Origin of the sequence: Nonomuraea sp. NEAU-A123, assembly GCF_018603905.1 — a bacterium.
In the GTDB taxonomy this organism is placed as follows: domain Bacteria; phylum Actinomycetota; class Actinomycetes; order Streptosporangiales; family Streptosporangiaceae; genus Nonomuraea.
The window spans coordinates 448653-460569 of the sequence record NZ_JAHFZZ010000007.1 but is presented as its reverse complement, the minus strand read 5'-3'; the positions used below and the strand labels follow the sequence as shown (position 1 = coordinate 460569).

Here is an 11917-nt window from a genome sequence, read left to right as displayed (position 1 = left end):
ATGAGAGTATGGTAAAGCTCGAATTGCGCTGCAAAGGGCTTGCGAAGGGCAAGTGAAATATGGACGAAAGTCGCAACCGGCCGTGGGGGCTGACTCGCTTGAGCCCTCTGGCTCCCGCATCGCCCCTGTCGTACACTGCCGTTCATCTCGACCCGGTGTCTCAGCAGGCCATCTACATAGGGCCCGGAGGGGACCCGATCGAGGCGGGCAGGCACGGTACCAACAAGGAGACGAAGAAGAAAGAAAAGACCGGGGGCGGGGATGGGGAAAATCCCGCCACCCCCGACGAAACAGAGATTCCCGACTACGACAACGATTGATATGAATGATGGCGTCGTTCTGGTCCTCACTCGTCTGGAGGACTCATCTGCGGACATGGTTATCGGTCATTTGGTCGCAAGTGGAGCGCAAGTCGCCCGGTTTGATCCAGGGGTAGACTTCCCGGAGAAGGCTACGCTCTCGACTGTGTTCGCAGACGGTTCGTCATGGGGTTACCTGGCCGCGCCAACGCGGCATATCAATCTGAAACGGGTGCGGGCCGTTTACTATCGGCGGCCCACCCCCTATCGCACAGGCAGCACCTGCCAGGTTGAACGATTTTCCGGCACGGAGGCCCGGTTCGGGCTTGGCGGAGTATTGGCGTCCCTGCCCTGCCCATACCTGAGCCACCCATTGGTGCTTGCCGAGGCTGAGCAGAAGCCGCTACAACTCCTTGTAGCTCAACGGGTGGGATTTACGGTGCCTGCCACCCTTATCACGAATCAGCTGGATGATGCCCGTACCTTCGCTGCCGAGTACGGGCCGATCATCTACAAGCCAGTACGAGGCACGTCTTTCATGGAGTCCAATGGCAGTCTATGTACCATTTGGACGACGGCCGTCGATCCGGCCGACTTGAATGAGACCGTCAGGCACGCTCCGCATCTCTTTCAGGCGTGTGTGAATAAGACGGCCGACCTTCGTGTCACCGTGGTAGGGGAACAAATATTCTGTGTTCAGATACACTCCGACCTCTTGGACTGGCGAGCAGACTATGACCGGATCTCCTACGCGGTGATCGAGTCGCCATCCGACCTGTCCGAGAGATGCCTGTCCTTCCTGAAGGCCTTCCGATTGCGTTTTGGTGCATTCGATTTCGCGCTTACGGATGACGGTCCAGTTTTTCTCGAATGTAACCCCAACGGCCAATGGGGGTGGATCGAGGACCATACCGGCTTGCCTATCGCAGCCGCCATCGCCGACCTGCTCCTGAAGGACTCAGCATGAGCATTCCGAGTGACGCGGCTCTGTCATTGCGGCGTGCTCTCGCCGATCGTCTCAAGGACTCGGCGTGGCGCGACGCCGTAGCGTCCGTACCGCGAGAACTGTTCCTCGGCGAGGCGGTCTTCCGGGGTACGGGACGTGGGGATCAATGGAAGGTCATCCGGCGCGAGGACGTAAGCGCAAGTGAGTGGCTGCGTCTTGTCTACCAAGATGAGACGTGGGTGACTCAGGTCAATGGGCTCATGGCGGATGAGGCAGCCGGCCGGATCTGGGGTACTCCCACCTCCTCGTCCACGATGCCCACTCTCGTAGTGAAGATGTTGGCAGCGTCAAGCGTCGGCCCGGGTGAGAAGATCTTGGAAATCGGGACGGGAACCGGTTATTCAACGGCGCTGATGTGTCACCGGCTCGGCGATGGCGCGGTGACCTCGATCGAGTATGACCCGGTCGTCGCCGCTCGCGCTCGTGCCGCGATCACCGCCGCGGGATGCGCACCCACATTGGTGGTAGGGGACGGGCTCGCTGGTTATGAGAAGAACGCCGAATACGATCGACTGATCGCCACCTGTTCCGTGCGCTACATCCCCATCCCATGGCTGTGGCAAGTGCGTAATGGTGGGACTGTTACCGCCCCGCTTTGGGGATGGATGGGCGGCACCGCGTTCGCTCATCTGACGCTCGATGACATGGGTAATGCCAGCGGGCGCTTTCTCGGCGATGATCTTTACTTCATGGCCGCACGCGCGCACCTTCCCCATCCCTTGTCGTCCACTCTTATGCCACGAGGAGAGCCACGGCAGAGCAGAATCGACCCCAATATCCTCGATGACGAGACGGGCTTGTTCGTGGCGCAGTTGGCCGCGCCATCGGCTCAGCGGGTGGGATCGGGCGATGAGACGATTCTCGTGGATGTCGGCACCGGTTCACAGGCCGCCACCCGTAAGGTCGAAGGAGAGGGGTGGACCGTATGCCAGCATGGGCCGTTGCGTCTCTGGGACGCTGTGGAAGATGCGATCGAGATATGGCAGGGTGCGGGCTCGCCCCATCAGTCTGGCTTCGGGCTGACCGCGACCCCAAGCTGGCAGCGCGTATGGCTGGGTGACATCGACGGGCCGTCGTGGAATCTGCCCGCCTGAGCGACGGGAGCGTACTGCGGGCTGCTTGGCGTTAATAAGCCCGAGGCTCATCTTGCCGCGCGAGCACTTCACCTGCGCTGCTGCTATGTCTCCCGGCTCACGGCCCGGCCGACGCCCTGCGTGCCGCCTGCGCTGAACCACCTGAGATCCCGATGCAGGGACGCGCCGGTGGCGATGAGGGCTGCGGCGGCGAGAGCGGCGGCAGCGGCCACCAGGGCGGCGCCGGTGAAGCCCAGCGCGGCCGCCAGGGCGCTGAAGCCGAACGGCGCGACGGTAGCGCCGGAGTAGAGGCCGACCTGGACGAGGTGCCCGGCGTTCTCGGCCCGCCCGGGCAGCAGCCGAATCGCAGTGGCCAGCAGCAACCCGGTCCAACCCCATCCGGCCGAGAAGGCCAGAACGGCGCCGACCAGGAACGTTGCCGGGCTCCCGATCGCGATCAGTGCCAGCCCGACGCCGCCCGACAGCATCATCGCGGTGATCACTGCCGGGTTGTGCCGCGGCGCACGGTCGCTGAGCGCCCCAGCGATCAGCCGTACGACGATGGCGATGACCGCGCTCATGGCCAGCAGGTTGCCGGTGATCTCCGTCGCCAGCCCGGCGTGGGTGCCAAGTTGGACGAAGTAGGAAGCCACGGCGTTGTTGCCGGCGGCCGACAGCCCGGCGGCAATGGCCCAGAGCACCAGCGTGCGGGGCTGCGCGGCCTTGAGGGGCTGGGCGGCCTGCGCGGATGGGCCTCCTCTGGCGAGCGGTGCCAGCGCCGCGGGAACCAGTGCCAGCAGCGCGGCGATCATCAGGGCGGCGCGCCAGCCGTACGGCTGGACGATGAAGGCGACCAGCAGCCCGGGCACGAGGGTGGCGGCGCCGAGGGCGGCGCCCACCATCCCGGCCGCCAGCGAGCGGCGGCGGGACGGGCTGCGTTCCGCGATGAAGCGGCTCGCGGCGGGCTGGACGAGGCCGTTACCCAGCCCGCCCGACAGCAGGATCGCGAAGAGGGCCGCGGCAGAGGTGACCTGCGCGGCGAGCAGCATGGTGGCCGAGGAGAGGACAGACGCGGCGGCGAGCGTCACCGGGATCGGCAGCCGGGCCGCGCTTGGCGAGTGGCGAGCCCAGCGCGGTCGCGCCGTAGAAGGCACTCATCGCCAAGCCCACGGTGGTCGTCGAGATGTGCAGGTCGGCCTCGATGGACGGGGCCAGCGCGCCGACGGCGAACCCGGGCATCACGGTCGCGGTCGCGGTGAGCGAGGCGGTGACGACGCCCGGCCAGTGACGTACGGCGCTCATGCCGGATTCCAGGCGCCGTCGACCACGTGGCCGAACTGCACGTCGGCGAAGTGGACGCCGAAGCCGAGCGTGTCCGGCGCGGCGAGCTCGCCGACCAGGCGGCGGCGGAAGACGGCGGACTCGGCCGGATCGTGGTCCGGCGCGGCCGAGAGCTCGGGGTGGGGGACCTGGACCGGAGAGTGCAGCGCGTCGCCGAAGGCGATCAGCCGCCCACCGCCGGAGCTGAGCACGTAGGCGGCGTGGCCGGGGGTGTGCCCGGGAACCAGACTGGCGCGGACGCCGGGGAAGATCTCCTCCCCATCGGCAACGGTACGGACCTGAGGAGCCAGTTCCGGGTTGCCGTCGGCCGCCCATTCCGGCCCGGTCAGCAGGACCTCGGCGCCGCGGAATGGCCGCGCGTCGTGCAGCAGCCAGCCGGTGTGATCGAGGTGCAGGTGGGTGATGGCCACCGCCTCTATCTGCTCAGGGCTGCGGCCGAGCTTGGCCAGGTTGTCGAGCAGATCGCCGCCGCGGATGGCGCCGTGCGCGTTGCCCGGCTCGGCGGGATAGAACACCGGCCCCACCCCGGCGTCGATCAACAGGGCTCGCCCACGGTGCTCCACCAGCAGCCCGCCGATGCTCGCCACCAGGTTGCCGCCCTCGTCGAGGTACTCGGGATGGTCTGTCCAAAACTCCTCGGTCGTCGCCGGTAGCCAGGAGAGTCCCGGCAGTTGCACCACGCCGTCGGGCACGTAGCTGACCTTGAGTTCGCCGAGCTGGATCGTCCGCATGCCCGCGGGGCGGGTCGTCGCGTTGGTCATGCGGAGAACGTTATAGCTAGAATTATTCTAACTGCAAGTATTCAAGCTTGATGTATAGTCGAGCCATGAACGAGGCGGAGCGGCTCGCGGAAGCGGAGCGCAACCTGTGTGGCTTGGTGAGCGGCACGGCCCGGCAGATCGAGGATCACGTGCGCGAGCGGGCCATCAAGCTCGGCCTGACTGCCCCGCAAGCCACCGCGCTACGCGAGCTGACCGGCCCGATGACCCTGCGCGAGCTCTCCGACCGGATGAGCTGCGAGCCGTCCAACGCGACGTTCATCGCCGACAAGCTGGAGCAGCGCGGCCTGATCGAGCGCCACGCCCACCCACAGGACCGGCGCGCCAAGCAGCTCGTCCTCACCCCTGAAGGGCAGGCTCTGCGCGAGCAACTCCTGAACCTGCTCACCAGCGACTCCCCACTGGCCAATCTGTCGCCGCAGGAGCAGGAGACACTGCGCGACCTGCTGCTACGCGCCCGCACTTCCTGACTTGCGGTCGTTCCGGGCATCGAGTGCAGGGCCCGATGGGACGGGTTCTGGCGCGGCTGGGCTCAGGCAGTTTTCCGAACGTGCGACGCCTCGGCGGAGAGCGGCGCGCCGTCTTGGCCGAGCGGGTGAAGTTCGGGAAGCTCCCGCCCTTGGTCGTCGACGAGAATGGAGTGCGGCTCGTCCGGCGCGAAGGCGTGGCGCTCGCCCCATTGGCGGAGGGCGACGATGGTCGTGAAGACGTCCTGCCCGGCTTCGGTGAGCCGGTACGTGTGTCGTCTGCTGTTGGTGGCGGCGCTCTTGTCAAGGATGCCGTGCTCCACGAGTTTGCGGAGCCGGTCGGTGAGGATGTTGCGGGCGATCCCCAGTCGCTGATGGAACTCGGTGAAGGTCGTCGCCCCGTCCATCGCGTCGCGGATGATCAGCAGGCTCCACCGGTCGCCTATCAGGTCGACGGTCCGTGCGACCGGGCAGGCCGGGTCGGTCCAGGCGCTTCCTGTAGCGAGTGTGACGTCCACTGGCCCCCTCCGTGATGAGTTGCAATATGAAACCAGTATGCCCTAACCTCAAATAGGTTGCATTTTGAAACTTATTGGAAGGTGATATGTCATCAGGATTGGCCAGGAGGCAGCGGGCCGTGCTCGCGCTGGTGTGCGCGGTGGCGGTGTCGACCGTTTACGGCATCCAGCCGGTCCTCGAGGCCGCGGGCGAGGACCTCGGGCTGAGGGAAGGAGCACTGGGGTGGTTGGTCGCCGCCGGCCAGATCGGCTATCTCGCGGGGCTGGTGCTGCTGGTCCCGCTCGGTGACCTGTTCGACCGCCGCAGACTCATCATGGTGCACTTGCTGCTCACAGCAGTAGGTGCGGGGGTGGCCGCCGCCGCGCCCAGCGGTGGCATCGCGATCGCGGGCCTGGCCCTGGCAGGGCTGTTCGCCGTGGTCGTCCAGATCACGGTGGCCTACGTCGCCGCCGTCTCACCGACCGGCGAGCGCGGCCGCAATATCGGAGTGGTCACCTCGGGCGTGGTCACCGGGATCCTCGGAGTGCGGGTGGTCGCGGGCACACTGGGGGAGCTGACCGACTGGCGCATGGTCTACCTAGTAATCGCCGGGCTTTGCGCGATGCTCGCGCTCGCCGCCCGATTCACCCTCGAGGCCGACATCCGCCGCCCCCGAGCCCGATACGGGCAGTTGCTGTCATCGCTGGGTCGTCTGGTCGTCGGCGACCGGCTCTTCCTCAGTCGCGGACTGGTCGCGTTCTTCCTCTTCGCCTCCTTCGGCACGCTGTGGAGCGGACTGGCCCTCCCGCTAGGCGACGCGCCGTGGCACTTCGGCACTGCCGAGATCGGATTGTTCGGACTCGCCGGTCTCACCGGGGCGCTGGGCGCGGCCCGGGCCGGCCGATGGGCCGACCGGGGCTTAGCGCCCTCGGTCACCGGCTGGTCGCTGGCCCTGCTCACAGCCTCGTGGCTGCTGATCGCTCAAGCGGGGTCATCGCTGTGGCTGTTGATCGTCGGCGTCATCGTCCTGGACTTCGCCGTGCAAGCCGTTCACGTCAGCAGCCAGCACCTGCTCACCACCGCCCGCCCCGACCAGAGCAGCAGCGTCATCGGCGCCTACATGGCCTTCTATTCCCTCGGCTCCGCGCTCGGTGCGATCACCACCACCTGGGCCTACAGTGCCATGGGATGGTCGGCCGCCAGCCTGCTCGGCGCAGCCTACGCCGCACTCGGACTCCTCGTCGCCACCTCGACCCGACGTTTCACCGCCCTGCCGCGGGCGCACCAACCAAGTGCGTCCGTATCGGCTACGTCCCGCTGACACTCGGTGGCGCGAGCGCATAGCACTGAGCAAGCACCGTTGACCGGCCTTGCAGCCGTTTCCCATGCCCGCTACTTCAGAAGGGCTTCTATTGCTTTCGGGCTGACCGTCACTCCAACCTGGCAGCCCGTGTGGCTGGGTGACGTGGACTGGCCGTCGTGGGATGTGCCTGCCTGAGCGACGGGAGCCCACCGCGGGGTGCCTATCGTCAAGAGGCTGCTGGTGGGGTCCGGTGCGGGAAGAGATCGAATGGCAGAAGGCCGCCGGGGGGGCTGCGTAGCGAGTTCAGCGGGCGCCTTGGCCGGCTGATCACGAGTCTTCCTCAAGAAGCTTGGGACAGGGTCGCCGCCTCTCACATCATTCCGTCTGGGCAACGATCGAGGGTTTGGGCGAAGCGCGCGGCGGAGCCGCGTTTCAGGAGGGCGTCCGAGCGGAGCGAGGTCCTTCAGGGGTCGGGCCTTTGGCCCGACTGGGAGCAGCGCCTGAGCTTCCGAAAGCGCGAAGCGCCGGAAAGTGAAGCCCGTTGTGGAGGGGCGGGCATCAGATGGTCAACCACCCAGATGGGTGACGGGTGGGTGGCTAGGGCCGAGGAAGACGATCAATCCTCGGCCCTAGCGCGCGTGGACTACGCGAGACCCAGCTGGGCCTCGAAGCGTCCCTCTTCCAGGCGACGCTTCACGGTCGTCAGGAAGCGGGCCGCGTCCGCACCGTCGACGAGGCGGTGGTCGTACGTCAGCGCCAAGTACACCATCGACCGCACCGCGATGACCTCGCCCTCAGCGGTGTCGATCACGACGGGACGCTTCACGACCGCGCCGGTGCCGAGCATGCCGACCTGCGGCTGGTTCAGGATCGGCGTGTCGAACAGGGCGCCGCGGCTGCCGGTGTTGGTCAGCGTGAAGGTGCCGCCGGTGATCTCGTCGGGCGTCACCTTGTTGGCGCGGGTGCGCTCGGCCAGGTCGGCGGTCTTGCGGGCGAGGCCGGCCAGGTTGAGGTCGCCGGCGTTCTTGATGACCGCCGCGATCAGGCCGCGCTCGGTGTCGACCGCGATGCCCAGGTGCTCGACGTCGAAGTAGGTGACCTCCATGGTCTCGTTGTTGATCGTGGCGTTGAGCTTCGGGTGCTGCTTGAGCGCCTCGATGGCCGCCATCTCGAAGAACGGCATGAACGACAGCTTGACGCCCTCGCGGCGCAGGAAGTCGGCCTTGGCCTGGTCGCGCAGTCGGGAGATCTTGGTGACGTCGACCTCGACGACCGTGGTGAGCTGGGCCGCGGTCTGCAGCGACTCGACCAGTCGCTTGGACATGGTCTGCCGCAGCCGCGACATCTTCTCCGTACGGCCGCGCAGCGTGGTGTCGACCTCGACGGGCTCGGGGGCGGCGGCCGGGGCCGTCGCGGTCTGAGCGGGGGCGGCGGCGGGAGCAGCGGCAGCGGCAGCGGCAGCGGCGGCGGGGGCCGGGGCGGCGGCCTGCTCGCGCTGCGACTTGGCGGCCTCCAGGACGTCCTGCTTGCGGATGCGACCGCCCACACCGGTGCCGGTGATCGAGTCGAGGTCGACGCCGTGCTCGTTGGCGAGTTTGCGCACCAGCGGCGTCACGTAGGGGCTGTCGCCCGAGGACGGCAGCGGGGTCGACTCGGAGGCGGCCGGCACCTGCTGAGCGGGCGCCGGAGCGGCCGGGGCCTGCTGCACCGGAGCCGGCGCGGGGGCCGGTGCCGGGGCCGGGGCCGGGGCCGGGGCCGGGGCCTGAGCCTGAGCCTGGGCGGGGGCGGGCTGCGGGATCGAGGAGACCGGTGCGGGAGCCGGGGCGGGCTCGGGCTCCGGCTGCGGCTCGGGCTGCGCGGCGGGGGCCGGGGCGGCCTCCTGCGCCGAGGCGCCGCCGGCCTGGCCGTTCTCGTCGATGACGGCGAGCTCCGCGCCGACCTCGACGGTCTCGTCCTCAGCCACGACGATCTTGGTGAGGACGCCGGCCGACGGCGACGGGATCTCGGTGTCGACCTTGTCGGTCGATACCTCGAGGAGCGGCTCGTCGGCCTCGACGCGCTCGCCCTCCTTCTTCAGCCAACGGGTTACCGTGCCCTCGGTGACGCTCTCGCCGAGCTGGGGCATCTGTACGGAGACCGGCATCGTTATCTTCTCTCGCGTTCTGATCTCGAGGGCTTGGACTAGTTGTGTACGTGCAACGGCTTGCCGGCCAGGGCCAGCATCGCCTCACCGACGGCCTCGGACTGGGTCGGGTGTGCGTGGATGAGCTGGGCGACCTCTGCGGGCAGAGCCTCCCAGTTGTAGATGAGCTGACCCTCGGTCACGAGCTCGCCGATGCGGCGGCCCACCATGTGAACGCCCACGACGGGTCCGTCCTTCTGGGCGATGACCTTGACGGCGCCCGCGGTGCCGAGGATCTGGCTCTTGGGGTTGCCCGCCAGGTCGTAGACCTGTTCGACGATTTCGATGCCGCGCTCGGCGGCCTGCGCGGACGTGATGCCGACCGAGGCGACCTCGGGGTCGGAGTAGGTGATCCGCGGCACGCCCGCGTAGTCGATGGCGGGCGGGTTGAGTCCGGCGATGTGCTCGGCCACCATGATGCCCTCGGCGAACCCGGCGTGGGCCAGCTGGAGGGTCGGGATCAGGTCGCCGATCGCGTAGACGCCGGAGACCGAGGTCTGGCAGTGCTCGTCGACCACGACCGCGCCGCGCTCGACGGTGATGCCCTGCTCCTCGAAGCCCATCCCGGCCGAGACGGCGCCGCGGCCGACCGCGACCAGTAGCAGCTCGGCGTCGAGGGTCTTGCCGTTGGCGAGCGTGACGACCACGCCGGTGTCGGTGGTCTTGACGCCCTCGAAGAAGACGCCCAGCTCGTACTTGATGCCGCGGCGGCGGAAGGCGCGCTCCAGCAGCTTGGAGCTCGACTCCTCCTCGGTCGGCAGCAGGTGGGGCAGCGCCTCGACGATCGTGACCTCGGCGCCGAACGAGCGGTAGACGCTGGCCAGCTCGACGCCGATGACGCCGCCGCCCAGCACGATCACCGAGGTGGGCACGCGGTCCATCTTCAGCGTGTGCTCGCTGGTGATGACCCGCTCGCCGTCGATCTCCAGCCCGGGCAGCGTCTTGGGCGCGGAACCGGTGGCCAGGACGATGTTGCGCCCCTCGTACACCTCGGAGCCCACCTGGATCCGGTGCGAACCGACCAGGCGGCCCTCGCCTTCGACGACCGTCACGCCGGCGCCCTTGAGCAGGCCCTGCACGCCCTTCCAGGCACGGGTGACGATCTTGTCCTTGAACGCGTGGACGCCCGGCACGTCGATGCCGTCGAAACGCGCCTTGACGCCGAACGCCTCGCTCTCGCGGGTCTCGTCGGCGACCTCGGCCGAGTGCAGCAAGGCCTTGGTGGGGATGCATCCCCTGTGCAGGCAGGTGCCGCCGATCTTGTCCTTCTCGATCAGGGCGACCGTCTTGCCCAGCTCAGCCGCCCGTAGCGCGCAGGCGTATCCGCCGCTGCCGCCTCCCAGGACGACGATGTCGTAGGCCACAGTCAGGCTCCTTGTCGGGGTGTACGTGATGCCGTCATCTTTTCATTTGTTTCAGATGCTCGCGTGCCGCTCGGCCAGTCCGATGAGCGTGCGGGTGATGGCCCCCGTGCCGCCCTTCGGCGTGTAGCCGTGCGGCTCGCCCTTGTTGAACGCGGGTCCGGCCATGTCGATGTGCGCCCAGCGCACCCCGTCGGGCACGAACTCCTTCAGGAAAATGCCCGCGGCCAGCATGCTGCCCCAGCGTTCGGGCTGGAGGTTGGCGATGTCCGCGATCGGGGAGTCGAGGCCCTTACGCAGCTCCTCCGGCAGCGGCATGCCCCAGGCGCCCTCGCCCGCGGACCCCGCCACCTCGACGACCAGCTCGCGCACCGCGTCGTCGTTGGCCATCACGCCGGCCGTGCGCCAGCCGAGCGCGACGATCTGCGCGCCGGTGAGGGTGGCCACGTCGACGATCAGGTCGGGGGAGTCCTCGGCGGCGCGCGCGATGCCGTCCATGAGGACCAGGCGGCCTTCGGCGTCGGTGTCGAGCACCTCGACGGTCTTGCCGCTGTAGCTGTGGATGACGTCGGAGGGGCGCTGCGCGGTGCCGCTGGGGAGGTTCTCGGCCAGGCAGAGGTAGCCGACGACGTTCACCTGCGGGGCGAGCCGGGCGATGCCGATCAGGGCGCCCAGGACCGCGCCCGCGCCGCCCATGTCGGACTTCATCCAGTCCATGGAGGCCGACGGCTTGAGCGACAGGCCGCCGGAGTCGAACGTGATGCCCTTGCCCACGAACGCCAGCGTCTTGGTGGCCTCGGGGTGGGTGTAGGAGAGGCGGACCAGGCGCGGCGGGTTGGCCGAGCCCTGGCCGACGCCGACGAGGCCGCCGTAACCGCCGTCCTTGAGCTGCTTGTCGTCGAGCACCTCGACGGTCAGCCCGGCCTCGCCGCCCCGCTGCTCGGCGATCTCGGCGAACTTGGCCGGCCACAGGTCGGAGGGCGGCGTGTTGACCAGGTCGCGGACGAGGGTGACCGACTCGGCCAGCACGGTGGCGCGTCCGGCGATCTCGTCGGACCCGTCGCTCGAGAGCACGGTGAGGTCGCCCACGGGCTCCTTCGCCTCGCCGTTCGTGCGGTAGCGGGAGAAGCCGTACGCGCCCAGCAGCGCGCCCAGCGCCACGGCCTCGGCCTCTTCGGCCGATTCGGTGGGCAGGACCAGGGCGGCGCGGGACGTACCGGCGAGGGAGCGTACGGCGGCGCCCGCGGCGCGGCGCAGCGCCTCAGCGTCGGCGGAGTCACCGAGACCCACCGCGACCAGCAGCGGAGCGGCGAGAGCGCCGAACACGGGCACCTTGGCGAGCTCTCCGGGCTTGCCGGAGAAGCCGATGGCGGTGAGCGAGGCGGCGAGCCTGCCGCCGAAGGCCGCGTCGAGAGACTCGGCGCCCGTGGCAGGGCGAGGGCCTTCGGGGCCGGACCGGAACCCGACGATCAGCGCGTCGGTGTCGAAAGAGACTGGATCTGCTGAGTTCAGCCGCACAGTGGTCACGTAAACCGATGCTATCCAGGGTTTCGAGGTACTCACAAACAGGGGTTCATCCCACCAATCGCCTTTGCGCAAACATGAAGA

General features: G+C 68.3%; 12 protein-coding genes. 5 read left to right on the top strand and 7 right to left on the bottom strand.

Features of this window, described 5'->3' with window-relative positions; all coding sequences use genetic code 11:
- Positions 1 to 59 precede the first annotated feature (59 nt).
- Genes tgmA through tgmC form a run of 3 tightly spaced genes read left to right on the top strand, consistent with a single transcriptional unit; the run spans position 60 to position 2399 of the window.
- Positions 60 to 320, top strand: a complete 261-nt coding sequence (tgmA, locus tag KLK06_RS24335) for a putative ATP-grasp-modified RiPP (RefSeq protein WP_214637867.1) — start codon at positions 60 to 62, stop codon at positions 318 to 320.
- A 1-nt stretch (position 321) separates the two neighbouring features.
- Entirely contained in the window at positions 322 to 1266 is a 945-nt protein-coding gene (gene tgmB, locus KLK06_RS24330; RefSeq protein ID WP_214637866.1) for an ATP-grasp ribosomal peptide maturase, read from the top strand.
- The gene (gene tgmC / locus KLK06_RS24325) at positions 1263 to 2399 is read left to right on the top strand and encodes an ATP-grasp peptide maturase system methyltransferase (RefSeq protein WP_214637865.1); all 1137 of its coding nucleotides are present in this window, start codon (positions 1263 to 1265) and stop codon (positions 2397 to 2399) included. Before tgmB ends, tgmC begins: the two co-directional genes overlap by 4 nt.
- 83 nt (positions 2400 to 2482) lie before the next feature.
- Here the strand turns inward: tgmC and KLK06_RS24320 are convergent, their stop codons facing one another.
- Genes KLK06_RS24320 through KLK06_RS24310 form a run of 3 tightly spaced genes read right to left on the bottom strand, consistent with a single transcriptional unit; the run spans position 2483 to position 4480 of the window.
- Positions 2483 to 3427, bottom strand: coding sequence for an MFS transporter (locus KLK06_RS24320; protein WP_214637864.1), 945 nt, complete (start codon positions 3425 to 3427; stop codon positions 2483 to 2485).
- Entirely contained in the window at positions 3357 to 3680 is a 324-nt protein-coding gene (locus tag KLK06_RS24315) for a hypothetical protein (RefSeq protein WP_214637863.1), read from the bottom strand. The genes KLK06_RS24320 and KLK06_RS24315 overlap by 71 nt, the downstream gene beginning before the upstream one ends.
- Positions 3677 to 4480: an MBL fold metallo-hydrolase gene (locus tag KLK06_RS24310; RefSeq protein ID WP_214637862.1), complete on the bottom strand. Its 804-nt coding sequence runs from the start codon at positions 4478 to 4480 to the stop codon at positions 3677 to 3679. Before KLK06_RS24310 ends, KLK06_RS24315 begins: the two co-directional genes overlap by 4 nt.
- A gap of 65 nt (positions 4481 to 4545) precedes the next feature.
- Between KLK06_RS24310 and KLK06_RS24305 the strand changes: the two genes are divergently transcribed.
- Positions 4546 to 4968 carry a MarR family winged helix-turn-helix transcriptional regulator gene (locus tag KLK06_RS24305; protein WP_214637861.1) on the top strand — a complete coding sequence of 141 codons (423 nt, stop codon included), beginning with the start codon at positions 4546 to 4548 and terminating at the stop codon, positions 4966 to 4968.
- Positions 4969 to 5030: 62 nt separating this feature from the next.
- Here KLK06_RS24305 and KLK06_RS24300 read toward each other — a convergent pair whose 3' ends face one another.
- A complete protein-coding gene (locus KLK06_RS24300; protein WP_214637860.1) occupies positions 5031 to 5483 on the bottom strand; it encodes a helix-turn-helix domain-containing protein in 453 nt (150 codons plus the stop codon).
- Between the two features lie 86 nt (positions 5484 to 5569).
- Here KLK06_RS24300 and KLK06_RS24295 point away from each other — a divergent pair, with 86 nt between their 5' ends.
- Entirely contained in the window at positions 5570 to 6784 is a 1215-nt protein-coding gene (locus KLK06_RS24295; RefSeq protein WP_214637859.1) for an MFS transporter, read from the top strand.
- A 625-nt stretch (positions 6785 to 7409) separates the two neighbouring features.
- Here KLK06_RS24295 and sucB read toward each other — a convergent pair.
- Genes sucB through KLK06_RS24280 form a run of 3 tightly spaced genes read right to left on the bottom strand, consistent with a single transcriptional unit; the run spans position 7410 to position 11836 of the window.
- Complete coding sequence (gene sucB / locus KLK06_RS24290) at positions 7410 to 8909, bottom strand: 2-oxoglutarate dehydrogenase, E2 component, dihydrolipoamide succinyltransferase (protein WP_214637858.1); 1500 nt, start codon at positions 8907 to 8909, stop codon at positions 7410 to 7412.
- 38 nt (positions 8910 to 8947) lie between these two features.
- The gene (gene lpdA, locus KLK06_RS24285) at positions 8948 to 10312 is read right to left on the bottom strand and encodes a dihydrolipoyl dehydrogenase (RefSeq protein ID WP_214637857.1); all 1365 of its coding nucleotides are present in this window, start codon (positions 10310 to 10312) and stop codon (positions 8948 to 8950) included.
- Positions 10313 to 10363: 51 nt separating this feature from the next.
- Positions 10364 to 11836 carry a leucyl aminopeptidase gene (locus tag KLK06_RS24280; RefSeq protein WP_214637856.1) on the bottom strand — a complete coding sequence of 491 codons (1473 nt, stop codon included), beginning with the start codon at positions 11834 to 11836 and terminating at the stop codon, positions 10364 to 10366.
- Between the last annotated feature and the right edge of the window lie 81 nt (positions 11837 to 11917).